The 25,440-nt window shown below is 65.2% G+C and carries 17 protein-coding genes; 6 read left to right on the top strand and 11 right to left on the bottom strand.

Annotated elements, in window-relative coordinates; translation table 11 throughout:
• The first annotated feature begins 6 nt into the window (after positions 1-6).
• Genes rmuC through GC162_00820 form a run of 3 tightly spaced genes read left to right on the top strand, consistent with a single transcriptional unit; the run spans position 7 to position 3,404 of the window.
• Entirely contained in the window at positions 7-1,353 is a 1,347-nt protein-coding gene (gene rmuC, locus GC162_00810) for a DNA recombination protein RmuC (protein MBI1367171.1), read from the top strand.
• Positions 1,178-2,566, top strand: coding sequence for a DUF1570 domain-containing protein (locus tag GC162_00815; GenBank protein MBI1367172.1), 1,389 nt, complete (start codon positions 1,178-1,180; stop codon positions 2,564-2,566). The genes rmuC and GC162_00815 overlap by 176 nt, the downstream gene beginning before the upstream one ends.
• On the top strand, positions 2,559-3,404 hold the full coding sequence (locus GC162_00820) for a hypothetical protein (GenBank protein MBI1367173.1): 846 nt from the start codon (positions 2,559-2,561) through the stop codon (positions 3,402-3,404). Before GC162_00815 ends, GC162_00820 begins: the two co-directional genes overlap by 8 nt.
• Before the next feature lie 5 nt (positions 3,405-3,409).
• Here GC162_00820 and cysK read toward each other — a convergent pair whose 3' ends face one another.
• Positions 3,410-4,366 carry a cysteine synthase A gene (cysK, locus tag GC162_00825; GenBank protein MBI1367174.1) on the bottom strand — a complete coding sequence of 319 codons (957 nt, stop codon included), beginning with the start codon at positions 4,364-4,366 and terminating at the stop codon, positions 3,410-3,412.
• 85 nt (positions 4,367-4,451) lie between these two features.
• Between cysK and GC162_00830 the strand changes: the two genes are divergently transcribed.
• From GC162_00830 to ald, 3 genes are read left to right on the top strand one after another with little or no spacing between them, the layout of a single operon-like run.
• Positions 4,452-5,657: a hypothetical protein gene (locus GC162_00830; GenBank protein MBI1367175.1), complete on the top strand. Its 1,206-nt coding sequence runs from the start codon at positions 4,452-4,454 to the stop codon at positions 5,655-5,657.
• Positions 5,658-5,699: 42 nt separating this feature from the next.
• On the top strand, positions 5,700-6,560 hold the full coding sequence (locus tag GC162_00835; protein ID MBI1367176.1) for a bifunctional 5,10-methylene-tetrahydrofolate dehydrogenase/5,10-methylene-tetrahydrofolate cyclohydrolase: 861 nt from the start codon (positions 5,700-5,702) through the stop codon (positions 6,558-6,560).
• Between the two features lie 26 nt (positions 6,561-6,586).
• Positions 6,587-7,684, top strand: coding sequence for an alanine dehydrogenase (gene ald, locus GC162_00840; protein ID MBI1367177.1), 1,098 nt, complete (start codon positions 6,587-6,589; stop codon positions 7,682-7,684).
• A gap of 13 nt (positions 7,685-7,697) precedes the next feature.
• Here the strand turns inward: ald and GC162_00845 are convergent, their stop codons facing one another.
• From GC162_00845 to GC162_00890, 10 genes are all read right to left on the bottom strand, one after another.
• Entirely contained in the window at positions 7,698-9,629 is a 1,932-nt protein-coding gene (locus GC162_00845; protein MBI1367178.1) for a sensor histidine kinase, read from the bottom strand.
• Positions 9,626-10,336: a response regulator gene (locus GC162_00850; protein MBI1367179.1), complete on the bottom strand. Its 711-nt coding sequence runs from the start codon at positions 10,334-10,336 to the stop codon at positions 9,626-9,628. Before GC162_00850 ends, GC162_00845 begins: the two co-directional genes overlap by 4 nt.
• 27 nt (positions 10,337-10,363) lie before the next feature.
• Positions 10,364-11,500, bottom strand: coding sequence for a VWA domain-containing protein (locus GC162_00855; protein MBI1367180.1), 1,137 nt, complete (start codon positions 11,498-11,500; stop codon positions 10,364-10,366).
• A gap of 19 nt (positions 11,501-11,519) precedes the next feature.
• Entirely contained in the window at positions 11,520-13,757 is a 2,238-nt protein-coding gene (locus GC162_00860; protein MBI1367181.1) for a VWA domain-containing protein, read from the bottom strand.
• Positions 13,758-13,903: 146 nt separating this feature from the next.
• Positions 13,904-15,265, bottom strand: a complete 1,362-nt coding sequence (locus GC162_00865) for a DUF1552 domain-containing protein (protein MBI1367182.1) — start codon at positions 15,263-15,265, stop codon at positions 13,904-13,906.
• Entirely contained in the window at positions 15,255-17,936 is a 2,682-nt protein-coding gene (locus tag GC162_00870; protein MBI1367183.1) for a DUF1592 domain-containing protein, read from the bottom strand. The genes GC162_00865 and GC162_00870 overlap by 11 nt, the downstream gene beginning before the upstream one ends.
• A 304-nt stretch (positions 17,937-18,240) precedes the next feature.
• Positions 18,241-19,665: a FliA/WhiG family RNA polymerase sigma factor gene (locus tag GC162_00875; GenBank protein MBI1367184.1), complete on the bottom strand. Its 1,425-nt coding sequence runs from the start codon at positions 19,663-19,665 to the stop codon at positions 18,241-18,243.
• A 191-nt stretch (positions 19,666-19,856) separates the two neighbouring features.
• Complete coding sequence (gene pstB, locus GC162_00880) at positions 19,857-20,762, bottom strand: phosphate ABC transporter ATP-binding protein (protein ID MBI1367185.1); 906 nt, start codon at positions 20,760-20,762, stop codon at positions 19,857-19,859.
• Between the two features lie 13 nt (positions 20,763-20,775).
• Complete coding sequence (gene pstA / locus GC162_00885; protein ID MBI1367186.1) at positions 20,776-22,470, bottom strand: phosphate ABC transporter permease PstA; 1,695 nt, start codon at positions 22,468-22,470, stop codon at positions 20,776-20,778.
• 245 nt (positions 22,471-22,715) lie between these two features.
• The gene (locus tag GC162_00890; protein ID MBI1367187.1) at positions 22,716-25,409 is read right to left on the bottom strand and encodes an ABC transporter permease subunit; all 2,694 of its coding nucleotides are present in this window, start codon (positions 25,407-25,409) and stop codon (positions 22,716-22,718) included.
• Between the last annotated feature and the right edge of the window lie 31 nt (positions 25,410-25,440).

A 25,440-nucleotide genomic window follows, 5' to 3' on the forward strand; every position in this document is an offset into this window, starting at 1 on the left:
GCGCGCATGCTGACGGGGCTGATCATTGCGGCGATTGTGGCGGCGGCGGCGTGCAGCGCGTGCATCGCGCTGGTGATGACCAACAAGGCCCTGATGCGCGAGCGTGATGCACTGGCGTCGGACCGGGCGAATCTCGAAGCGGCCAACGAACGTCACCTCGCCGAGCTGGACGTGCGACAGAAGCGCATCGGCGAGCTCGACACGCAGATTCAGTTGGAGCGCGAACGTCTGGCCGCGGCGCGTCAGCAGTTCGATGAGGCGCAGAAACAGGCCCGCGACACGTTCAAATCCCTCGCTTCCGATACGCTGCGCCAGACCGTCGAGGACTTTCACAAGCAGGCGTCGAAGCTCTTCGAAAACGAGCAGAAAAAGAGCGGCACGGCGATGGAGTCGATGCTCAAACCCGTGCGCGAATCGCTGGCGGAATATCAGAAGAAGCTGGCGGAAGCGGAGCACGAACGCGCCAAGGCGTACGGGTCGATCACGGCACAGGCGGCGAAGATGACCGAAGATCAGCAGCGGCTCCGGGAGGAGACGGCGAATCTCGTCAAGGCGCTGCGCCGGCCGGAGGTCCGCGGGCGATGGGGCGAGCTTCAGATGCACCGCCTGTTCGAACTGGCGGGGATGACGGAGCATGTCGACTACGATGCGCAGGCATCGGTGGAGGCGGCGGAAGGCGGGAAGCTGCGGCCGGACTTCACGATCCGCCTGCCCAACGAGCGCATCATCGTCATCGACGTCAAGACGCCGATCGATGCCTATCTCAACGCCACCGAAGCCGGGAGCGACGAACTGCGCGAGACGAGCATGATCGATCATGCGCGGCAGGTGAAGGCGCAGGCGGAGCGGCTGGCGAGCAAGTCGTACTGGGATGCGTGCGACGGTTCGCCGGAGTTTGTGGTGATGTTCGTGCCGGGCGAGGCGATGCTGTACGCGGCGGTGCAGAAGGACGCGACGCTGATCGAATGGGCGATGGCCAAGAACGTCGTGCTCGCCACGCCGACGATCATGGTCCCGCTGCTCAAGACGGTGGCGATGGGCTGGCGGGAGAAGTCGCTGGAGGAAAACGCCAAAAAGATCGCGGATCTGGGCCGCGAGCTGCACAAACGGCTCGCGGTCGCTCTCGAACATCTTGCCACCTTAGGTAAGCGCCTCGAAAAAACGGTGGAGACCTACAATGACTTTGTTGGGTCGATTGATAGGAACGTTCTGCCTTGTGCTCGAAAGTTTGAGGAGTTGGAAGCCGACTCATCCAAGAAACTGCCCGAAGGGCTTGAACCGATCATCGAGGTGCCTCGTGATTTGCGATCGATTCCGGCGGGGCTGCACAAGGACGATACGGATGAAAGCTAATCGTCTCATGTTCTTCGTCGGCATGCTGGCGGCGCTGAGCGGCGCGGCGCTCGGCGCCGGGCCGCAGTACAACTTCGACAGCCGGGCGTATCACATCATCACCAATGTCGACCGCGCGCTGTCCAAGGAAATCGGCGAGCACATGGATGCGGTGTACGCCGAGTATGACCGGCGCTTCTCGCAGTTCAGCCCCAAGGCGGCGCAGAAGCATGACCTGTACGTCTTCCAGACGCAGCAGCAGTACATGGGCTTTCTCGCTTCGCACGGCATCGACGCCACCGGCAGCGGCGGGATGTTCTTCGTCGCGCCCGACGGCTCGGGATTGTGCACCTTCGTCGAGGGCCAGAGCTTTGAACGCATGTACCACACGCTCCAACACGAGGGCTTTCACCAGTTCGCCTACGCCCGCATCGGCGCGTCGATGCCGGCCTGGACCAATGAGGGCATCGCCGAGTACTTCGGCGAAGCGATCATGGTCAATCATCATCTGATGAGCGGACAGGTGCCGCCCGACCGGCTCGCCCGCATCCGCCAGTTCATCAAGGCCAATCGCCATATCGCCTTCAGCGAATTACTGAATATGTCGCAGGCGGCATGGAACAACAATGTGGTGAACGGCGAGGGGTCGTTCCAGTACGATGAGTCGTGGTCGATCGTGCACTTCCTCGTGCATGGCGATCCGCGCTACCGGGCGGCGTTCAACCGATACCTGACGCTCGTCGCCAACGGCGCCAGCTCGCGTGAAGCGCTGTCCAAGGCGTTCGGCACGGAGGACTACACGAACTTCGAGGCGGCGTGGAGGAAGTTCATCGTCGCGCTGGAGCCGAACCCGGAGAAGACAGCGGCGCAGCGGCTGGAGTTTTTAGCGTACGGGATCCGCGCGATGCAGGAGGCGGGGCGGCCGATCGAGTCGCTCGACCAGATCAAGTCGACGCTTCAAGCCGCGAAGTTCCGGATTGTCGAGCCGCTGGGTCATGGCATGACCGTCGTGCAGTCGGCGACGGATGCGGAGAACTTCGAGGCGCCGGAGCCGGACCCCAATCCGCTGGCGCGGCCGGGCATGAAGCAGCGCGCCGCGACGCTCGAACTCGAAAAGCCCGCGGCGCCGAATCTGCCGCCCGGTGCGGTCGTCAAAGGGCTCAAGCTCACCGTTCGACTGATCTGGCAGTGCGACACGGACGGTGCGTTGATGAGTCGAATCGTGTATGAATAACGGCATGATGTACCGCTGCCCGGCAAAAGTGAATCTGGCCCTGTCCGTCGGTCGGCCGCGCGAAGACGGGATGCACCCGATCTGCTCGTGGATGGTCACCGTCTCGCTGCATGACGATCTGACCATCACGCCGACGGCCGGGGGCGTCGAGTTCGACATCGACTGGGCGAACGATGCGCTTCAGCCCAGCGCGATCGACTGGCCCGTCGAATCGGACCTGATCGCCAAGGCCCATTGCCTGATGCAGCAGTATGTCGAGCGGCCGCTGCCCGTGGCGGTCAAGCTCCGTAAGCGCATCCCCGTCGGGGCGGGCCTCGCCGGCGGATCGAGCGACGGGGCGACGATGCTGCGGGCGCTCAACGAAGAGTTCAACCTCGGCCTCGGCCGCGATACGCTGTGCGAAATCGCCTCGCATCTCGGGTCGGACGTGGCGTTCTTCTTCCATGACGGGTCCGCCATCGTGCGCGACATCGGGCAGCAGGTGCAGCCCGCGCCGCTCAAAAAGCCCATGCACCTGACGCTCATCCTTCCGCCGCTGCACTGCAACACCGGCGCGGTGTATCGCACATTCGACATGATCTCCCCCGACGCCGCGCTGCGCGACGTCGTCATCGGCGGCGTGCCGTTCAACGATCTGGCCGAGGCGGCCTGCCGCGTCGAACCCAAGCTCGCGCACCTCCGACAGCGCGTCGAAGGGCTGATCCATCAGCCCGTCCATGTCACCGGCTCCGGCGCCGCCATGTTCGTCATCGCCGCCGACGCACCCGACGCCCGACGACTCGCCGATTGCATCACCACCGGCGTCGGCGTCCCGGCGCTGGCGGTCCATACGTTGTAATTTATTCAGTCGCGAAGTCCGTCGAACATCGCCGTCGACAGATATCGCTCGCCGCAACTGCATGCGAAGGTCACGATGCGTTTGCCTTTGAGGTCGAACTTCTCGATGGCCTTGGCGACGGCACAGACGTTCGCGCCGGTCGAGATGCCGCCGAGGATGCCCTCTTCGCGCGGCAGACGGCGGGCGTACTCCATCGCTTCGTCATTGCTCACCGTCACGACGCCGTCGAGCAGCGATGTGTCGCAGGTCTTGGGGATGAACCCCGCGCCGATGCCCTGAATGTCGTGCCATCCCGCCCGGCCCCCGCTGATCACGGCCGAGTCGACGGGCTCGACGGCGATCGACATGAAATCGGGATTGTGCTTGCGGATGAAGCGGGTCACGCCGGTGATCGTCCCGCCGGTGCCGACGCCCGTGACGACGGCGTCGATGTCGTGGCCCGAGTCGGCCCAGATTTCCGGGCCGGTCGTCTTTTCGTGAATCGCCGGGTTAGCCGGGTTCTCGAACTGCATGGGCATCCATGCGTTCTTGTCCGTCTGCGTGATCTCGATGGCCTTGGCGATGGCGGCGCCCATGCCCTGATCGTCCGGCGTCAGAATCAGATTCGCGCCCAGCGCCCGAAGCAACGCCCGCCGCTCCATGCTCATCGTCTCCGGCATCGTCAGCGTCAGCTTGTAGCCCCGCACCGCGCAGACGAACGCCAGCGCGATGCCGGTATTCCCGCTCGTGGGTTCGACGATGTGCGTGCCCGGCTTGATGTGCCCGTCGCGCTCCCCCGCTTCGATCATCGCGATGCCGATGCGATCCTTCACCGATGAGAGCGGATTGAAGAACTCGCACTTGACGAACACCTCCGCTGCGCTGGGCGGAATGATGCGATTGAGCCGCACCATCGGCGTGTTGAAGGCCGTGGCGACGATGTCGTTGTAAGTGCGGCTGCGAATGAGTTCGATCGGGGACATGCGAAATAGTGTCCCCGTTCCGCGGGCAAGTTTCAAGCGCAGTGCGTCCGGCGGTTCTATAATGCATCACCTCCCGGGATTCCGCATGCGAATCGCCCCAACTGCCGGCGTCGCCGCCCTGCTGATCACGTTGTGGATCGCGGCGGGTCCGCGCGCCCATGCTGATGACGATGCGCAGTTCACTGTCGATGCGGCCCGCGTGGTCCGGGCGAATCTCGTGCGTCAGCTCGTCGCCCGTTTCGATGCGCTGACCGCACCGGGCGCCGGCTATCCAACCTATGTCGACAAACACTGTCGCGTTTTCCCAGAAGGCCGGCTGTTTCCCTATACGCTTCCCGCCATCGCCTATGGCGCCCTCGCCGCCGACGAACCGGATCGGCGGGCGGCGCATCTTGAGCATGCCGCGTCGCTTCTCGATCTCGCCGTCGTCAACACCGCCGCGCAGCTCAAAGCGCCGCGCCATGATCTGATGCAGCTCCGCGACATGCGCCAGCAGGGAACATGGATCGGGCAGCTCAATCTGGCGCTATCGATCTGGCGATGCGCCGGGGGCGACGGTCGATACGAGGCGCTCAATGACCATCTGACAAAATTGCTCGTCGACACGATGACGCCGCTAAAGGGCAAGCCCATCGACTCGTATCCCGATCAGTCCTGGCCCTTCGACACCGCGCCGACTTTGCTGTCGATCAAGCTGCACGATCAGATCGCCGGGGCGCATCAGGCGGAGGCGTTGATTCGCCAACACCTCGCATGGCTCAAGGCGGAGGGTACGGACGCCGCGACGGGGTTGCCGGTCAGCCGGATTCGGACGGTGCACGACGATGCGAAGCGAGCGCCGCGCGGTTGTGATCTGTCGTGGCGGTTGGCGCTGCTGGCGGCGCTCGATGCGGACGAGGCCCGGCGACTCTACGATCTGTATGTGCGGCATTTCTGGCTCGAACGTCCGATGATCGCGGGTTTCGCGGAGTGGCCGGAGGGCAAGGGGGACATGGACGTCGACAGCGGGCCGATCGTCATGGGCATCGGCGCCTCGGCGTCGGCGCTGGGCATCGCGGCGGCGCGAAGCATGCACGACGATGCGCGGGCGATGCGATTGATGGTCATGGCTCACGACACGCCCAAGCTCACCGCCCTGTCCGTCACGGTCGATCCGAACAACGGGCGGGCGACGCTGCCCGGCGGCTTGCCCTACGATCCGCAAGCGGTGACGGGCATGTTCTACGGCGACGTGACGCTGTTTTACGTGGTGACTTGGCGCGATTGGACGCCGGCGCGCCCCGCCCCGTGACGCCCGCTTGAAAGTTCGCAGCGAACCGACGACACTGTTTCGATGACCACCGACGCCAACAAGCTCATGGACGGCAAGGCCGTCGCCGATCGCGTGCTTCAGGCGTGCGCGGCGAAGGTCAAGCAGATCGTCGCCCGCACGAACATCACGCCCTGCCTCGCCACCGTGCTCGTGGGCGACGACCCGGCGTCGGCGACATATGTCAAGATGAAGGGCAAGCGCTGCGAAGCGGTCGGCATGAAATCGCTGCGCGTCACGCTCGGGGCGGACACCACGACCGAACAGCTTCTTGAAACGATGAACAAACTCGCGCTCGATGCGGCGGTCAACGGCATCCTGCTTCAGCATCCCGTTCCGCCGCAGATCGACGAGCGCGCCGCCTTCGAGGCGATCCCGCCGATCAAGGATGTCGACGGCGTGACGGCGACGGGGCTGGGCAACATGTGGCTCGACCTGCCGGGCTTCGGTTCGTGCACGCCCGCGGGGATCATGACGCTGCTCAAGGCGTATGACGTCAACCTCGCCGGCGTCGAAGCCGTCGTGATCGGCCGCAGTCCGATTCTCGGTAAGCCCATGGCCGCCATGCTCTGCAACGCCAACGCCACCGTGACAATCTGCCACTCGCGCACGAAGGATCTCGCCGAGGTCGTGCGGCGGGCGGATCTGGTTGTGGCGGCGGTCGGCAAGCCGAACTTCGTCAAAGGCGACTGGATCAAGCAAGGCGCGATCGTCATCGACGCCGGCTACAACCCCGGCAACATCGGCGACGTCGACTTCGAAGCCGCCCTGCCCCGCGCTTCGCTCATCACCCCCGTCCCCGGCGGCGTCGGCCCGATGACCATCGCCACGCTCATCGACCAGACCGCCGAAGCCGCGGCCCGGCAACTGGGCGTCGTCCGTTGACGGGTTAACCAATCATCGAGTCCATCATGCACATCGGCATCCCCAAAGAAGTCAAAGCCGACGAATACCGCGTCGCCCTGCGTCCCGTCGGCGCGCAGCTTCTGACCGATGATGGGCACACTGTACTGATCGAATCCGGCGCCGGCGTCGGCAGCGGGTTCACCGATGACGAATACGCCGCCGCCGGCGCGACAATCGTGCCCACCGCCGACGAAGTCTGGGCGAAAGCCGATCTGATCGTCAAAGTGAAAGAGCCCCAGCCCCAGGAGATCACCAAGCTGCGGGCGGGTCAGGTGGTGTTCACCTACTTCCACTTCGCCGCGTCGCACGAGTTGACGGAAGCATGCCTCAAGAGCGGCATCTCGGCGGTGGCGTACGAAACGCTGCGCGACCGCAGCGGGCAGCTTCCCTTGCTGACGCCCATGAGCGAAGTCGCCGGGCGCATGTCGATTCAGCAGGGGGCCAAGTATCTGGAGCGTCCGATGATGGGGCGCGGGATTCTGCTCGCCGGCGTGCCGGGGGTGGAGCCCGCCGATGTGCTCGTGCTCGGCGGGGGCATCGTCGGCACGAACGCCGCCCGCGTCGCGGCGGGGCTCGGGGCGAACGTCGTCATCATGGACATCAGTCTCGATCGCCTCCGCTGGCTCGACACGTTCATGCCCGCCAACGTCACGACGATCTACTCCGACCCGCACGCCATCGACCAGTACATCCGCCGCGCCGACCTCGTCATCGGAGCCGTGCTCATCCCCGGCGGACGCGCCCCCATGCTCATCCGGGCCGATCAACTTCAGCACATGCACACCGGCTCCGTCATCGTCGACGTCTGCATCGACCAGGGCGGCTGCATCGAAACCTCGCGCCCCACCACGCACCATGACCCGACCTACATCGAGCAGGGCGTCGTCCACTACTGCGTGACCAACATGCCCGGAGCCGTCGGCCGCACCAGCACGCAAGCCCTCTGCAATGCGACGCTTCCCTACGTCCGCGACCTCGCCAAGCTCGGCGTCGACAAGTTCGTCGCCAAAAGCGAGGGCCACGCCGCCGCGCTGAACATGCACTGCGGCAAACTCGCCAACCCCGCCGTCGCCCAAGTCTTCCCCGACCTGCCGCACGCCTGAGGCGCGAGGGACTTCAATCCCCCCGTCCCCCCGCATCACGTACAGGCAGCACCAACACAAAACACGCCCCCGCCCCCCCGCTGCTCTCGAGCATCAGCGCGCCGCCCAGCGACCGGGCCAACCGCCGACTCAGCGCCAATCCGAGCCCCACGCCCGGCGCCGACCCCGCCGCCGCCGTCGCCGATTTGCTGAACGGCCGAAACAGCCGGCGCTTCACATCCGCCCCGACGCCCGGCCCCTGATCCCGCACGCGCAGTTCCATCATCGCCCCGCCGCGCTTCGCCGTCAGCTCGATGCGCCCCTGCCGCGCATACTTACACGCGTTGTCGACGAGGTTGAACAGGATCTGATCCACCGCCCCGATGTCCGTCCGCAGCAGCGTCGCCCGCATCGCGTCATCGATGTCCACACCGAGCGTCATGCCCGCCTGCAACGCCCGCTGGTCGAGTCGGTCGTGCACGCGCTCGATGAGCGCGCCGAGCGTGACGTCCTCCGCCCGGCGGTCGAGCTTGACGCGCTCAAGGCGTGCGTACGCCAGCACGTTCTCGACCAGATGCCCGAGCCGATCCGATTCCGTGCGCAGCGTGCGCAGATACTGCCCGCGCTTCTCCTCATCGCGCACCATGCCGTCCGCGAGCATCTGCGTGTACATGCGGAACGTCGTCAAAGGTGTGCGAAGCTCGTGCGTCACCGCCGACACGAACGCCCCCCGCCGTTCGCTCAGCGCCACCGCCCCGCGCAACAGGAGTCCCGCCGCCGCCACCGCCGTCACCACACCGATCCACGCCAGCATCAGCGCCCGACGCACCGGGTCCGACAAACCCAGCGCCGCATATTCCATCGGCCCCGGCACGATCCGAATCGGCGCCGCCGCCAGCATCCGCGTATCCCCCCCCGCGCTCGCCCCCGCATCCGTCACCGCCTCCAGCGTCACGCCCGGCAGCACATCCTTCATCTCCGAAACAAGCCACGTCCGAATCGCCGGCCAGTCCAGCCAGCATCCCTGCACCAATTCCCGCCCATCGACGCGCACCTGCCGCAGCAGCACCAACTCGCCATTCAACCACGCCGCCCGCATCTCTCCTTCATCCACCGCGCTCGTCGCCGCCGCCTGCGGCTTGGCAATCTGCACCGCATCCGCCGCCGACGCATTGGGCGCCGAACTCTTCTGCTCTCCCTGCGAAATCGACCCCGGCAGCGACTCGTACACGCTATTGCCCGCCTTGCTGAGACCGCGCGACTGCGCCTCCAGATCGCGCCGCTTGGCGTACTCAGCCGCATTAAGCAACGTCTGCTTCTGCTGCGCGAATGACTGCTGCGACTGTTCATCAAGCTGCGCCACCGCCGCCTGTTGCAACGGCTCGTTGGCGGCGGGCGCTTCGTTCGCCTGCACCGTCGCCTGCGCTTCGGGCGCAGGCGCCTCCGCGTTTTTCTCCGCTGCGGATCGAAGCGACTTCACATCATTGTCCGCCCGCCAGTTCGAAAGCGTATTCGCCGCCTCGTTGAGCTGCGCCGTCATGTCGTACCGCGACGCCGCAAGCTTCAACCACTCGCCCGTCGGCGTCTGCGGGCTCGTCACGCGACCGTCCTCGTCGATCTGAAAATACAGCTTCACATAAGGCGTCTTCGCCGCCAATAGCGGCGATGGCATCAGCACGTCGCCATAATTGAGCGTCGTCTGCTTGTTCGAATACGCCTGCTGCGCCGGGTAAAACGCCGAGTACTGAAAATACGGCCTCGCATTCTCACGTGCAATGAGCGGCATCAGCGCCGCATCCGCCCGCCACAGCGCCAGCCGAATCTGCTCCTCGCGGTCCGCCTGCCGCTGCGCCGTCGTGTCGCGCCGGTCCAGGTCGATCACGAGCATGCTGATCCAACCCGTCGCCGCGAACACCGCCGCCGCGCACGTCGCGAAGATCAACCAGATGATCCAGGGCCGCCTCATGACTCCACCTTCTCCGCCCCGAACATGTACCCCCGCCCGCGCACCGTGCGGATCACATGCGGGTCCGCCGAGTCGTCCCGCAGCTTCTCGCGCAGGCGCGTAATGTGCATATCGATCGTCCGCGTGGTCACGCCCTTGGGGTCCATCCGCCACACATGCGCCAGAATTTCCTCCCGCGCGATCGCCCGTCCCGCGTTCTGAGCCAGATAGCGTAACAGCTCCATCTCGCGCTCCGAAAGTTCGCATCTCCCCCCGTCGTCGAAGCAGATCTCCATGCGCGACAGGTTCACGTGCCCGTCGCGCAGCCCGATGCGCGTCAGCGCGGCCGAGCGCCCCGGCGAGCGGCGCAGCACCGCGCCGACCCGCGCCAAAAGCTCCTTCACGCTGAACGGCTTAACCACGTAATCGTCCGCCCCAAGCTTGAGCCCGCGAATCCGGTCCGCCTCCTCCCCCAGCGCCGTGATGATGATCACCGGCAGCGTCGGCCGCACACGCCGCACCTCGCCCAGCACCTCCAGCCCCCGCTTGCCCGGCAAGATCAGATCGAGCAAGAGCAGATCGCACTCCGACTCGATCGCCATGCGCAGACCCGATTCGCCGTCGCCCGATTCGAGCACCGCGTAGCCATCAAACGACAGCGCGTCGACGATGCCTCGTCGAATCGCGCTGTCGTCCTCGATGACCAGAATCCGCGGTGATGAACCCATACGTGGCCCCGCCTGATGATACCCGTCTTATTCGTCGAACGTGTAGTGCTTTTTCGTCGCCTGGGCCCGCACCGATTCAATGAGCGCCTGATCGAGCGTCTTTTCGCCGCCCGCTTCGCTGCGCTTCTTCAGTTCGGCCGCGACGTAGTCCTTGCGCTGGTCATTAAGCGTGTTGATCTTTTCCTGAATCTGCTGCCGCTTGGTCTGCTGCTCCGTCACATAGGCGCGGCGCTCTTCGAGGGACATCTTCTTCATCGCCTCCGGCAAATCCGCGTCCTTGACCTCTTCGAGCTTGATCTTCTTCTCGCGCAGCGCATCGACGAGGTCCCAGTTGCTGTTGACGTAATACGCGTTGGCCTTCGTCACCGCGCGCTGCACGCTGCTGGACTCCGAAAGCTTGGCGGCGTTGGCGTCCTGCGCGGCCTGATTCGCCGCCGCCGCGGGCGCCGCCGCGCCGTAGTTGATGTACGTCGTGTTGAGCTGCACGCCCAACTCGGCGATCTCCTTGTCCTGCGGCGCCTCGACATGCACCACCGCCTGATTCTGGTCGATGTTGCTGAAAGACCCGTCCGCCAGGAGCGCCCCCTGTTTCCACATGCCTTCGACGCCCTGCGACTCGGGCCCGCAGTGGATCGTATTGACGATCACGCCCCGCGCGATCGCCGCCTTGCAGGCCCCGGCGTAATCGATCGGCCCCTGCGTGAACGGCTCGTTGCCCGCAATGAAAATCAGCTTCAGGTCATCGCCGCTCGCGCTCCAGTTCAGATGATTGACCGCATCGGTGATCACCGCGCCGCAGTATTCCGACCCGCCGTTCGTCGTCAGCGCGAACAGCTCCTTTGACACCTTGTCCAGATCATCCGACAGCGGCACGATCTGCCGAATGTAGTTGCTCTCCTGACTGAGCCCGTCGTTGCCGTATTCGTAAAGCGCGACCTCAAAGAGCGGGCGGACGCCGTCGCGTTTCGTGGTGACGAACTCGTTGACGATGCGCCACAGTTCCGACCGGGCCTGGTTGATGAGCCCGTCCATCGAGCCGGACGTGTCGAGCAGAATGGCGATCTGAATCCGCGGCTGCACGGGGGCGGGTTTCACGTCCGCATGCACAAGCGATCCGACCAGCAGCACGCACGCAACGATCAGCGACACGAGTTTGCGATCCATGAGTCTGTCCTTTCGCGAATCAGGGTTGGGTGTGAATCAGCACGGTCCGGCCGTCGACGCGCATCAGGATGTCGCCCTTGAGCGCGATTGAACCGGCCCGGTGTTCCTCGGCGAGTTTCTGAGCCAGTTCCATGAAGCGGGCCGACCCGAACTCGACGACCTCGTCGACCTGCTCGGGGGCGTTGACAAGCTGCGCATCGATCCAGCGATTGCCCTTGAGGTAGAACGCCTTGTCATTGACCTGCTGCACGTTGGACACGGCGACCTTTTCCATCTTGTCGTTGTAATAGGTGTTGGAATACTTGAGCGAAGCCGCGGCCTTCTGCTCCTGCTGATTGGCGTCCTGATTGATCGACGACAGGCCGGGCGAGCGCGAGAGGGCGCGCTGCTGGAAGTTGCCGGCCGCTTCGTTGAGCACCGCGTCGCGCCGGGTCAGGTCCACGCCGTCGCGCGCCAGGAACGCGGTGTATTCGGTGAGGATGCCGAACTCGGTGGAGAGTCGGACGATCTCATCGACAAGCTCCTTCATCTTCGGATCGCCGCCGCGGGCGATGACGTTCGGGTCGGCCCCGCTGGAGCGGATGGCGTCGATGAGGACGCCGATCTTGCGCATGGCCCAAAGCCGGGGCACGAAGGCATGGCGCGTCGTGGCGGAATCGAGGTTGAAGGTGAAGTCGAAGGTGCGCACCGCGCCGAGGTAGTTGCCGCTCAATTCGAACGTCACGGGTTTTTCGCCGACGTACTGACCGAGCACGACAAGCTGATCGCCTTCGAAGAGGTCGGGCATGTTGGCGGGCAGCACATCGCGGACGCGCGCGGGGTTGGGCTGATGATTGGCATCGACGATGCGCAGCGCGGGGTCGGCGAGGATGGGCGCGCCGAGGCGCTTGAACACGCCGGAGACTTTCACTTCGACGTCTTCTCCGGGGAGGACGAAGGTGGTGACGGCCCGGGTCTGATAGGCGATGTTCTCCAGAAGCGCCGAGTTCACATCCGTGCCGACGCCGAAGGTGAACACGCGGCGGTGGAACGGATTGCCTTCAGCCGCCAGGGCGCGAATCGACTTCTCGGAAGTCTGACCGATGGTGGGCAGGCCGTCGGTGAGGAAGAGAACAAGCGGAAGCGTGCCCTCGACGGGTTTGGCGCGGAGGGCTTCGAGGAGGGCGTCATGGATATTGGTCCCGCCGCGGGCTTTGACGGTTTTCAGGTAGGCGCGGGCGGCGGCGAGCGTTTCGCTGGTTTTGACGACGGGTTGATCGGCGAACAGGTCGACGGCTTCGTTGTAGAGGATGATGTTGAACGCTTCGCCGTCTTCGAGACCGGCGAGAATCTGAAGCGCCGCTTCGCGCACCTGATCGAGCTTTTCGCCCTGCATGGACCCGGAGCGGTCGAGGACGAGCGTGATCTCGCGCTTGATGATTTTCTGCGGGGGCGGCGCGGGGGGAAGACCGGCGAGCAGGAGGAAGTATCCGCCGCCGAACGTCGGATCGGGATAGGCGTAGAGCGAGGCGGTCACGCCGTTGCGTTCCAGGAGGTAGGACAGGCGGAAGGGTCCGGGCTCGGTGGACCCGTCGCGCGCGACTGTGGCGACGACGTTCTTCGCATCGGTGCGGATGGTGTCGATGGCGTGGCTGGGCGAGTAGACGGCGGTGATCGGACGCTTGGCGCTGATCTTGACGCGGATGTGCCAGGGGACGTGATAATCGATCGACTCGGTGCGGGGCAGGACATAATCGACGCGATCGCCGTCGGCGGGGAGCACATGCTCGTAGGTCAGATGAATCGTCTGCCGCCCGCCGGGCTGGACGGGAAAGACGCTGGAGCGCACGAGGTTGCACCCGATGAACTCGAGCAGTCCCGGATCGCGCGTGCGGCGGACGATGTCGTCATAGATGCGGCGGGCTTCGTCGCGGGGAAGAATCTGCGCGGTGGGCTCGGCGCCCGTGCCGTCGATGCCGAAGGTGCGGATCGCGGCGCCGTCGGGGACGGGCATGACCAGCTCGGCTTCGAGAAGCTGGCGCGAGGGATTGAAAAGATGGATGTCGATCGAGGTCGTGGCGACCTGCTCGAGGATGTTCACCTCGGCGTCGACGGATGTGATCTGCACGGCGGCGGGCGCGTTGACGACGAACACCCGCTGCTGCGGAACGATCACGATCGGCGCCAGCGGGCGCACCCGCACATCGACGGACACCTGCGCGGAAGCGGCAAGCGTGAAGACGAACAGGCAGAACGCGGCGGTGAGTCGATGGGTCATGACGCGGCTCCTTGTGTGGGCTCCGTCTGATTAGACGTGCGAGCGGGGAGCGCGTTTGTAAAAGATTTGTAACAAGGCGCGAAAACGGCGATATGACGAAGTCAGAGACATCGCCGCTTAACGTTATCACCGCATTATCGCTTGTTTTACGCCGTGAGCTGATCGAGTCGGCCGGTGCTGTCGCCGAAGGACGCGACACGTTCGCCCGCTCCGCCGGCCCGGTCCATCATGGACAGGAACAGGTTGCTGAGCGGGGTTTCGAACTTGTACTTGACGTGGCGGCCGGTCGTGATGGTGCCGCCCGCCTTGCCGGCGAGGACGACGGGGAGATTGTCATGGCTGTGGTGATTGCCATCGCTGATGCCGCAGCCGTAGAGGATCATGGAATTGTCGAGCAGCGAGCGGTCGCCGTCGCGCGTGTCGCGCATTTTCTGAATGAACCGGGCGTGCTCGGTCATGTGGAACAGGTCGATCTTGCGAAGCTTCTCGATCCACTCGGGGTTGCCCTGATGATGGCTGAGCGAGTGATGCCCATCGCTGACGCCGATCTCGCGATAGCTGCGGTTGGAGCCGGCGTTGGCGTGCATGAAAGTGACGATGCGCGTCGTGTCGGTCTGGAACGACAGGAGCATCAGGTCGTACATGAGACGGATGTGCTCGGCGAATTCGGCGGGAATCCCCTCGGGAATCTGCGCATCGGCGGGCAGACGGTCCTTCGACTCCGACTCGGCGCCCTGCACGCGCTTCTCGACGGCTCGCACGGATTCGAGATATTCATCGAGCTTGTGCTGATCGTTGCGGCCGAGCTGGCCGGACAGACTCTTGGCGTCGCCGAGCACGAGGTCGAGCACGCTGCGGCGGTACATGGCCTGTTTGGCGGCCTCGCGCTTGGACGCCTGTGCGGACGCGTCGCCGAAGAGCCGATTAAACGCCTGACGCGGATCGATCTCCTTGGCCATGGGCATGCTCGGCGTGCGCCACGAAATATTCGACGAATACGCGCAGCTATATCCCGAGTCGCAGTTGCCGTTCTGCCGGCCGGGCTCGCAGCCGATCTCCAGCGACGGCAGCGAGGTGTTTTTGCCGACGTGGTCCGCGATGATCTGGTCCACGCTCACGCCGGCGTGGATGTCCTTGCCGCTCGTCTTGCGGACCTGCACGCCGGTCAGGAACGTGCCGGCGCATCGGGCGTGGTCCCCGCCGCCGTCGCCGTTGGCGCGGGCATGCACATGGGCCAGACCCGAGAGCACAAGCAGTTCGTCCTTGACGGGATTGAGCGGCGCGAGGATCGAAGGCAGTTCGAAGTTCGTGCCCATGCCGCTGGGCGTCCAATCCTTCATGATGATGCCGTTGGGCACGTACACGAACGCCGTGCGGATCGGCGCGGCGGCGGCGGGCGCGGCCAGCGCGCTCGAGGGCGTCATGGCGTCGAGCAGCGGAATCGCCATCGTCGTCCCCAGCCCGCGCAAAACGGTGCGTCGCGAAATCAGCCAGCGCTTACTGCTCATCGGTCACCTCATCATCATGAAGGTTGCGGCGATATCGGAACGGATAGCTTTCGACGATCCCCTTCACCAAAGCGGAGAAGCGGTAGTCATTGTCCTTTAGACGCGTGACGATCTTCCTGGTCGCACACGCATCATAATATTCCAGCGATCGGCCCAGGGCGTAAGTGAGCATTTTTTCCGTCAGACAACGGGCGAAATCGTCCTTTCGGGCCATCAGAATCGTCTTGAGCCCGTTCGGCCCGTCGAATTTCGTCCCGTCCGGCAGGACGCCGCGGGTGTCGATCGGCTGGTCATGTTCCTGATCGCGCCAGCGGCCGATGGCGTCGTAATTCTCCAGCGCGAAGCCGATCGGGTCCATGCGCTTGTGGCACGATGCGCACATGGGGTTCTCGCGATGCAGCTCCATCTGCGCCCGCAGACTCATGTTTGGATTGTGCGACGCGACCTCGTCGAGCGGCGCGACGTTGGCCGGCGGCGGCGGCGGCGGGGAGCCGAGCAGTTCCGTGAGCACCCACTTGCCGCGCAGCACCGGGCTCGTCCGCGTCGGATTGGACGTGATCGTCAGCACCGCCGCCATCGCCAGAACGCCCCCGCGACGATCGCCGGTCAGCGAAACGCGCCGCATCTTGTCGCCTTCGACGCCGTCGATGCCGTAGAACTTGGCGAGGCGCTGATCGACGAACGTGTAGTCGGCGTCGAGCAGGTCGAGGATCGGGCGATCTTCGAGCATGACCGACGCGAGGAACCATTCGGTTTCCTCGTACATGGATTTGCGAAGCTCGGGGGTGAACGCGGGGAACTTCTTGGCGTCGGGCGACATGATCTCCAAGTTCCGCAGCTCCAGCCACTGGGCCGCGAAGTTGTCGATCATCGCCCGGCTCCTGGGATCGTGAATCATGCGCATCGCCTGCGCTTCGAGCACCTCGGGCTTGTGCAGTTCGCCCTTGCCGGCCAGATCGAACAGCTCGTCATCGGGCATCGAGGACCACAGAAAGTACGAGAGCCGCGACGCCAATTCGTAGTCATTGAGCGCGTAGGCGCCCATCGGGTCTTGCGTGGGCTTGTCCGTCTCGACACGGAACAAAAAGTGCGGCGAGACCAGCACGCCCTGAAGCGCCAGCTTCACCGACGCCTCGAAATTCTCCCCGCCCTGCTGCGCCACGTCGAACAAACTCAGGTAACGCTCGACTTCGTCCGCTTTGACGGGGCGGCGGAAGGCGCGGGTGGCGAAGTGTTCGATGATCGTTTTGGCGGCGTCGCGCGGCGGGTGGTCCTTCATCGGCGCCGCGATGAAGATGCGCTGATGCGAAGCGGGCATCGTCGGCGGCGGCGCATCGAGCGGACCCTTGAGCTCGACCCAGTCGATGATCAGATTCCGGTCCCGCCGATTCGGATCGCGATTCTTCGGGTCGTAAAAATCATTGACGAACGCGGCCGAAACCTTGTGCGACCCCTTGGCGATCGTCGTTTCGACCGCGATCGTCTGCATCTTGTCTTCGGTGCCCTTGATGTCCGACGCCTTGACCGTCTTGTTGTCGATGCGAAGCTCCATCCGCGCCAGCTCATCGCCCGCCTGCGTCGCCCATGCACGCGCGGCGAAGCGGTACCGCCCGTCGGCGGGAATGTCCACGGTGGCGAAGACTTCGCCGTTGGAAAACAGATTGACGAACCGCCCGTCCGGATCACCGATCGTGGAGGACATGCGCTCCGCCTCCAGATGCTGCGTCACCTCGGCGGAGACGACCTTCGTCACGATCGCCTCATCGAGTACCGACTCCGCCGCCCCCATGTATTTTTCGAGCAGGATCGGCGACAGCGACAGCACGTCGCCGATGTTGTCGAATCCGTCGCCGACGTCGTCGGTCGGGAATTTGTCGGCGGGCTTGAGGTCGAGGCCGATCAGATCGCGGATCGTGTTGTTGTACTCAGCCCGGTTGAGCCGGCGGATCGTGACCCGGCCGGGGTCCTGCGGGCCGGTGCAGTCGTACTTGTCGATGACGGAGGCGATCCAGTCGGTGATGCGGCCGCGCTCTTCGAGCGTCGGCTGGGGCTTGTCGTCCGGCGGCATCTCGCCCGATGAAAGCTGCTCGAAAACACGATGCCAGTCCTTGCGCTTCCGCAGAACGCTCTTTTCATCCATGAACTGCTTGAGGTTCAGATCGCCCTTGTGCTTCTGATCGTTGTGGCACTGGTAGCAGAACTTCTCGAGCACCGGCTGAACGTCCTTCTCGAACGTCACCGTCGGCGTCACCGGCGCCGCGGCCGCGCTGACCGGCTCGATCATGCCCGCCCCCGGCGCGCCCGCCCGATGCTTGGGCCACAGCGCCACGATCAACACCCCCCACACCAGCACCATCACCGCCAGCATCGGCGCCATCAGCGACATCCGCCGCCCACGATGACCCGGCTTCGCCTGCTCCGCTTCCGCCGGCGCGGCGGGCTGCTTGCGCGGCTTCAGATCGCGCATCTGCTCGAATTTGATGACCGGGACCCACGACTGCGTCGGCTCATCCCAGATACGGTCCATCGGCGACAGCTCGCCGCTCTCGATGAGCTGACGCAGCCGTCTTGTACTGACCGGGCCGTGGCGATGGCCGCCTTGGTGATAATACCAGCGCTCCAGCAATGGGGATTCTCCGGCGGGCGGGGGGGCGATGTCGCCTGTCATCATAGGCGATAAAACCTACATCGGCGCGCCGACAAAGTTGCAACAGATCCTCGCCTGCAAGTCCGATATGACCATTGACAAATGCCTAATGCCTAATGACCAATGCATTTGTCTTTAGGCGGTTTCACCGATCAAATCGCGTTCTCAACGAGCCGCGACCGTCAGGGAGCGGTCAAGGAGCGTGATTGGATGCGGGCTCGACCGCTTGCTGACGCGCGCGGCTCGTTGGAAACGCGCGGCTACACAGTTATTGAAATCGCTCCAGGCATCAGGCATTTGTCAATGGTCAGGTGAAGGCGGCGAAGCATCATGCCACTTCGAATTCGTCCGCATCGCGCTGAAGACTTAGTTGGGCGCGGAGGCGATTGAGCAGATGCTTGTGCAACTGACTGACGCGCGACTCGCTGAACCCGAGCGTGCGGCCGATCTCCGCCATGTTCATCTGCTCGTAGTAGTAGAGCACCAGAATCAGCCGCTCGCTGCGCGACATGCCGCGCGTGAGCATCTGACGCAGACTCAACCGCTTGAGATTGTTGAGCGGGTCCGCCTGCGACGGGTCCGCCAGAAAGTCCATTTCGCGCAGCTCCCGGCCGTCGGACTGATCGCTGGTGAGCAGACGCTCCAGACTCGTGACGTTGACGCGGCGGGCGTCGTGGCGAATCTTGCGGAATTCGTTGTCGTCCACGCCCAATTCCGCCGCGATCTGTGCGTCCGTCGGCGGTTCGCCCAGCCGGGCGTGCAGACTGGTCGCCGCCTGCTGGTAGCGGGCGGTGCGCTGGCGCACGAGGCGCGGGGCCCAGTCCATCGCGCGCAGCTCGTCCATGATCGCCCCGCGCACGCGCGTCGCGCAGTACGTCTCGAACTTCACGCCGCGCTGCGGATCAAACGCGTCGATGGCATCGACGAGCCCGAAGCAGCCGGCCGTGATGAGGTCGTCCGACTCGATCCGCCGCGGCAGCCGCGAAGCGACCCGCTGAGCGTGCTTGCGGACGACCGGCAGATAATGCTCCAGCAGCGCGTTGCGCGACGCATCGCCGGGCGTTCGGCGGTAGGTTCGCCATAATTCCGAGGCGCGGTCGACCGTGGGCTCCAGCGGCGGTGCGTCGCCCGCCGGCTTTTCCGCCGCATCGCCCAGACGCCGCTGCACTTCGCCGGTGAACTGCGGCTTGTTGGACGGGCGATGGCGCTGCAGGCCGTCCTGCATGGCGGGGTGAAGCTTGGTGTGCAGCGACCGCCGCGCATCGTGGAGCCGCTTCTTGACCGCCGCGGCGCTGATGTTCAAAAACGACGCGATCTCCGTCGTCGTATACGCATCAAGATAATAGAGCGTCGTCACCACGCGCTGCGGCTCGGTGAGCTGCGACAGCGCCGCGTGCAACTGCTGATGCAATTCATCGCTCGCCAGCGCCGCCGCCGGACCGGGCTGGCGCGACGGCTGATCGATACCGAGCGGCTGCCAACTCGCCCGCCCGCGCTGCTGCATCAATCGCGCCGCCTGTCGGAACACGATGACGCGGAACCATCCGGCGAACGCCTCCGGGTGCTCGAGCTTGTCCAGACACCGGTGCGCCTCGATGAACGCCTCCTGCGTCACGTCGTGCGCCAGATGGACATCCCCCACGCGCGCCACCGCCGCCGCGTAGGCCATGTCCGCGAAGCGCTCGACCAGTTTCCCGTACGCGTCCCGCGCTCCGTCCCGCGCAGCGACCACCAGTGATCCGACGTCTTCCATGACAGCTCCGATCCGGCGTTGCAATTGAACGAACCCACCAGTGCAACAGTGCGCGCCGATCAATCGAAGGATACCCCCGGAAACGACACAATCCACCGGGTTTTTTCACCGTTGAACCCCGCGTAAAATCATGGTGATTATCGGCACTTGTCGAATCGAACGGCGCTCAGAGAGGATGCGCGCCGTTCGTGTCAGCCGAAGCGGCCGGTGATGTAGTCTTCGGTTTCCTTGAGGTGCGGCCGCTCGAACAGATCGACCGTCGGGCCGAACTCGATGAGTCGGCCCATGTACATGAAGGCGCAGTAGTCGCTGACGCGCGCGGCCTGCTGCATGTTGTGCGTCACGATCAGCACGGTGTACTCGCCGCGCAGCTCGGCGATCAGGTCCTCGATCTTGCCGGTGGCGATGGGGTCCAGGGCGCTGCACGGCTCGTCCATGAGCAGCACCTCCGGCTCGGCGGCGATCGCCCGGGCGATGCAAAGCCGCTGCTGCTGCCCGCCGGACATCGCCAGCGCGCTTTCGTGAAGCCGATCCTTCACTTCGTTCCACAAGGCGGCGCTTTTGAGCGAGCGTTCGCACACTTCCGCGAGCACCTTCTTGTTGCGCTCGCCGTCGATCCGCAGCGGATAGACGACGTTTTCGAACGTGGTCATCGGGAACGGATTGGGCTTCTGAAACACCATGCCCATGCGCTTGCGGAGTTGAATCACATCGACGCTCCGCGCGTAGATGGATTCGTCGGCAAGGAGCATGTCGCCGTCGATGCGCAGATTGTCGATCAGGTCGTTGATGCGGTTGACGGAACGGAGCAGCGTGCTCTTGCCGCAGCCGGACGGGCCGATCAGCGCCGTGACCTTGCCGTGGGGGATGACCATGTTGATGTCGAACAGCGCCTGCTTGGGTCCGTACCAGAGATTGAAATGGCGCACATCGACGGCGGCTTTCTCATCGCGGACGGCCTCGTGCGTTTCGGTCTTGCGGGCCAGGAGCGGATCGATCGGGGCCGGTCGCGCCGCGGGCTTGGCGGATCCGGGAGATCCGGGGGATCCCGGGGGTCCGGCGGGGTTGGTCGAGTTGGCGGACGAAGGCGTGGGCATGCGGATCGATCCTCTAGAAACGGCTGACGACAAATTTACGCCGAAGTCGGGCGCGAAGCCACACGGCCGCCAGATTCAGCGCCGCGATAATGGCGATGAGCAGGAGCGTCGTGGTGAACACCATCGGTTTGGCCGCCTCGGAGTTCTGGCTTTGGAAGCCCACATCGTAAATGTGGAATCCCAGATGCATGAAGCTGCGCTGGGCGTGAATGAAGGGGAAAGTTCCGTCGATGGGCAGTTCGGGCGCGAGTTTGACGGCCCCGACGAGCATCAGCGGCGCGACCTCGCCGGCCCCGCGCGCCATCGCCAGAATCGCGCCCGTCATCACGCCCGGCACGGCGCGCGGCAGGACGATGCGCCGAATCGTCTGCCACTTGCTCGCCCCGCAGGCGTAGGACCCCTGCCGCATCGAACCGGGCACGGCGGCGAGCGCCTCTTCGGTGGCGACGATCACGACCGGCAGCGTCATCAGCGCCAAGGTCAGCGAGGCCCACAGAATGCCGCCGGCGCCGAAGGTCGGGTTGGGCAAGGCGGCGCGGAAGAACCATTGGTCGATGGTCCCGCCGACGCTGTAGCAGAAGAACCCGAGGCCGAACACGCCGAACACGATGCTCGGCACGCCGGCGAGATTGTTGACGGCGATGCGCACGGTCGATACGACCCATCCCGCCTTCGCATACTCGCGCAGGTACAAGGCCGCGAGCACGCCCAGCGGCAGGACGACGAGCGTCATGATCAGCGTCATCACCACGGTGCCGAAGATCGCCGGGAACACGCCGCCTTCGCTGTTGGCCTCGCGCGGCTCGTCGGTCAGGAACTCCCACCAGCGCGCGGCATTGACCTGAAATTTGCCCATCCATGAAAGCTGATTCGCCGGATACGCGCGGACGATGTCGGCGAGCGGTTCGAGCGTGGACACCGCCGGCTTGTCGCCTTCGCCCGCCGTCTTCATCAAAAGCATGAACCGATCGTTCTCGTCGTTGATCGCCTTGATCTTCCGGCTGATCTGCGCGAACCGTGCTTCGGCCCATGCGCGTGTTTTCTCGTAATTTTCGCCGGCTTTTTCGAGTCGCGCCGCGGCCTGGCGATACGCATCGCCGCCGGGCCCCGAGGCCGCGCGGACATCGTGCAGTTCCAGCTCCGCTTCATGTTTGGCGAGCCGGGCTTCTTCCTGTGCGTGATTGACCTGGCCGATGTCGTCCTTTTCCATGGCCCGGCGGGTGCGCCATCGGGCGCGGACCGCTTCGTGGTTCCGCTCGAACGCCGCCCATGCCGCCGCGGGCTCCTCGCACGCCTCGACAAACCCGACCGCCGTCATCGGCGGCGCGAATTGCGACGGTTCGATCAGCGCCGACTGCGTGCGGCCGTCCACGAATTGTTCGACGAGCAATCGCCCGCGCCCGCCGTACTCCGGTTTGAACGCGGCGAGCAGCTCGGCGGCGCGCGCGGCGACCTGCTCGGCGGGCGTGTCCTTAAGTGACATTTGCATGTGCACGAACGCCTGCGGGAATCCGTAGTAGCGCCCCCACTCGAGCCGCTCGGCGATGATCGCCCACTCCGGCTCCTCCCGCTCGGTCACGTCCGCGTCGTCGACCCATTGAAAATGGCTTTGCGTGATGCGGAAGTTGCCCGTTCGGACAAGGCGGCGATGCGCGGGCGCTGACGAGCCGTCGGGCGTGAACGTCTCGCGGCGGGTGATCTCGCCCATGTAGACTTTGCCGCCGGCGGTGGTGAGTTTGACGACGGGCATGGGCCAGAAGGTGGAGGCCCCGAAATAGACGACCAGGCCGAGCAGGCCGACCACCATGAGCACGCAGACGATCAGCGCTCCGCCGGTGAGCCAGATCATCGGTTCTCCGGCGGCGAAGAAGCTCGATCGATGCCGGCGCGAGCGGGCGCGCGGCGAGCGCGTCGGCGGCGAAGGCGGCGGGGGGGAGGATGTATCCAGCACGGTCATAGCTGATACGCCCTCTTGCGGAACCGCTGACGGACGGTTTCGGCGACGGTGTTGACGAGGAAGGTCATGGCGAAGAGCACAAGCGCGGCGAGGAAGAGCGTGCGATAGTGCGTGCCGTCCTTGGGCGCTTCGGGGAGTTCGACGGCGATGTTGGCGGTGAGCGTGCGGAAGCCGGCGAAGATGTTCATGTCGAGAATCGCGGTGTTTCCGGCGGCCATGAGCACGATCATGGTCTCGCCGACCGCGCGGCCGAGACCGATCATCAATGCGGAGAACAGCCCGCTCATCGCCGTCGGCACGATGACGCGCATGGCGGTCTGCCAGGGCGTCGCGCCGGCGCCGAGCGAGGCGGAGCGGAGATGGTCCGGCACGGCGCTGAGCGCATCGTCGGCGATGGTGTAGATGAGCGGAATGATGGCGAAGCCCATGACGAAGCCGACGATCAGGGCGTTGCGCTGAACGTACGTGTCGATGGGCGAAAGGTTGATGCCCCAGATCATCAGCGGCCCGCGCGGGTCCAGGCCCATGCCGTCAAGCCCCGCCGCCAGCGCCCACGTCATCGCCCCGGCGGCGGCGACGGAGCCGAGGAACTTGAGCATGTCCAGACTCGCCAGCGTGCGGCGTGACCAGTGCGATCGCCGCAGGGCCGCGCTGAGCGTGCGATTGACGACCAGCGCGACAACCACAGCGCACACCGGCAAGAGCAGAATCGCCCAACCGCCGACCGCGGAGGCGTAGCGCGCCTGAGCCGGGTCCGTCACTTCCGGCCCCCACGCGGACCACGCCTTCAAATCCCCGCCGAAAAGCACGCGCTCCACCGTCGGCCCGGCCTCGACCGCGAGCAGCGACCCGATCGCGACCGGTACGAGCATGAACAGCAAACGCCACGACGCCAGGCGCAGCGTCCAATGCTCCGGCAGCATCTGCCACACGTATGCACAGAAAAGGAACGACAGCGGCATGGCGACAAAGAGCGTCATCGCCGTCGGCACGATGTGCTCGACGAACGGCGCGAACACCAGCGCCGCCAGAAATCCGAGCACGACGCTCGGCAACGAAGCCATCAGCTCGATCGACGGCTTGATGATCGCCTTGGCGCGCGGGTGCAGGAACTCGCTGGTGAACACCGCGGCGAGCAGCGCGATGGGCGCGCCGAACAGCATGGCGTAGAACGTCGCCTTGATCGTGCCGAAGACGAGCGGGATCAGTCCGAGCTTGGGTTCAAAATCGCTCGTGCCGGAGGACGATTGCCATGCATGCACGGGCGCGGGGTAGCCCTCGTACCAGACGCGCGTGAACAGGGCGCCGAAGGTCGCCTCGGCGTAGCGCGGATCGAATGCGGCGCGGTACACGCCGTTCGGCGTCGCCGCCAAAAGCTCGTTCTCTCGCTCGTTCATCGTCAGCGACGTCACCGCTTCACTGACCGGCAACTGAGCGGCGGCGAGGGTCGAGGCGGTGGTGATGTTGAACATGCGGATCGACCCGTCGGCGAAACCGGCGAGGGCGAGTCGGCGGCGCGGCGAAGGGGCGAAGCTCGTCATGGCCGGGCCGCTGAGGCGCAGGTGTTTGGTGATGGCGAACATGGACAGCGAGCGGGGATCGCGCTCCGCGCCGATGAGGCCGGTCGCTTTGGCGTCGTCATCAGCGTCGGCGAGACGGATGGGGAAACCGGCGGCGACGGCGCCGGTGGAATCGCCCCACAGCAGCGTCGTGGACCCGAGGATGTAGCCGATCGACGTCAGCGCGGCGTCGCCGTCGAACAGCCGGCCGGTCTCGGCGACGTACGGCGAAGCGGGGTCGGCGAGATTGATGCGGGCGAGCGTGCCATCGCGGTAGGCGACGCTCATCTCGCTGCCCGAGCCGGCGACACCGAGGAACATCGCCGCATCATGTTTGCCCGGCGGCAGCGGAATCGCGAGCGGCTTGGCGAATTTGAGCGTCTTCTCGCCGGTGAGCATGTTCTGCGATTGCCGCCCGCGCACGGCGTGAAGCGACAACGTCTCGCCTTCGCCGCTCAGCGCGCCGATGAGCAGGCCGGTCGGCGTGTCCGCCAGCGCGATGTGATGCACCGGCGCATCGGCGATCTTCGCCGTCGTCAGGGCGTGATACGAGACGCTCTGCACGCGGAACTGGCCCTCCCCCGCCCGCTGCAACACACCCTGGTCATAATCGACGATCGCATCCGGCGTCTGCCGGAGCGTCTGGCGCACCGCGGGATCGAGCTTGTCCTCCTCGATGAACTTGCTCACGAACTTGATCTCGACAAGCTGGGCGGACCCGTCGGCGAACCCGAGGGCGACGCGCGGCGAGCCGATGAGACGCGTCGCGGCGGTGATGGTCTTGCCGTCGGCGACCTGCTGCTTGAAGCGCTCGGCTCCGTCGTCAAGGCGAACGACGCGCAGCTCCCCGCCCGTGCTCAAGCTCCACGCCAGCGTGTGATAATCGTCCATGCCCGACAGGATCAGCCCCGCGGGCTGGTCGTGCGGCAGGTCGCGGGGCTCGTCGATCGTGGAGAATTGAAAGAGCGGCGCGACGACGTAGAGCAGATAGAAGCAGACGCCCATGACGGCGATGATCGTGCCCGCCCCGCCGGCGCAGATGAGCAACCGCGCCAGTCCGTCGGCCAAAAGCACGCCCGGCCGGGTGGCGCGGCGGCGACGGCGAGCGGCGGCGGGCGTGGGTTCACTCATGGCAAGACTCTAACGCATCCGGTGCGTGAAC

The organism is Planctomycetota bacterium, from assembly GCA_016125255.1.
Classification (GTDB): domain Bacteria; phylum Planctomycetota; class Phycisphaerae; order Phycisphaerales; family Zrk34; genus RI-421.

Coding starts and splice junctions, on each gene's coding strand:
- GC162_00855 (MBI1367180.1), bottom strand. CDS start 11,500: ATGGATCGCAAACTCGTGTCGCTGATCGTTGCGTGCGTGCTGCTGGTC.
- pstA (MBI1367186.1), bottom strand. CDS start 22,470: ATGGGCGAGATCACCCGCCGCGAGACGTTCACGCCCGACGGCTCGTCA.
- cysK (MBI1367174.1), bottom strand. CDS start 4,366: ATGTCCCCGATCGAACTCATTCGCAGCCGCACTTACAACGACATCGTC.
- GC162_00835 (MBI1367176.1), top strand. CDS start 5,700: ATGACCACCGACGCCAACAAGCTCATGGACGGCAAGGCCGTCGCCGAT.
- GC162_00870 (MBI1367183.1), bottom strand. CDS start 17,936: ATGATGACAGGCGACATCGCCCCCCCGCCCGCCGGAGAATCCCCATTG.
- GC162_00860 (MBI1367181.1), bottom strand. CDS start 13,757: ATGACCCATCGACTCACCGCCGCGTTCTGCCTGTTCGTCTTCACGCTT.
- GC162_00890 (MBI1367187.1), bottom strand. CDS start 25,409: ATGAGTGAACCCACGCCCGCCGCCGCTCGCCGTCGCCGCCGCGCCACC.
- GC162_00815 (MBI1367172.1), top strand. CDS start 1,178: ATGACTTTGTTGGGTCGATTGATAGGAACGTTCTGCCTTGTGCTCGAA.
- pstB (MBI1367185.1), bottom strand. CDS start 20,762: ATGCCCACGCCTTCGTCCGCCAACTCGACCAACCCCGCCGGACCCCCG.
- GC162_00845 (MBI1367178.1), bottom strand. CDS start 9,629: ATGAGGCGGCCCTGGATCATCTGGTTGATCTTCGCGACGTGCGCGGCG.
- GC162_00875 (MBI1367184.1), bottom strand. CDS start 19,665: ATGGAAGACGTCGGATCACTGGTGGTCGCTGCGCGGGACGGAGCGCGG.
- ald (MBI1367177.1), top strand. CDS start 6,587: ATGCACATCGGCATCCCCAAAGAAGTCAAAGCCGACGAATACCGCGTC.
- GC162_00820 (MBI1367173.1), top strand. CDS start 2,559: ATGAATAACGGCATGATGTACCGCTGCCCGGCAAAAGTGAATCTGGCC.
- GC162_00830 (MBI1367175.1), top strand. CDS start 4,452: ATGCGAATCGCCCCAACTGCCGGCGTCGCCGCCCTGCTGATCACGTTG.
- GC162_00850 (MBI1367179.1), bottom strand. CDS start 10,336: ATGGGTTCATCACCGCGGATTCTGGTCATCGAGGACGACAGCGCGATT.
- rmuC (MBI1367171.1), top strand. CDS start 7: ATGCTGACGGGGCTGATCATTGCGGCGATTGTGGCGGCGGCGGCGTGC.
- GC162_00865 (MBI1367182.1), bottom strand. CDS start 15,265: ATGAGCAGTAAGCGCTGGCTGATTTCGCGACGCACCGTTTTGCGCGGG.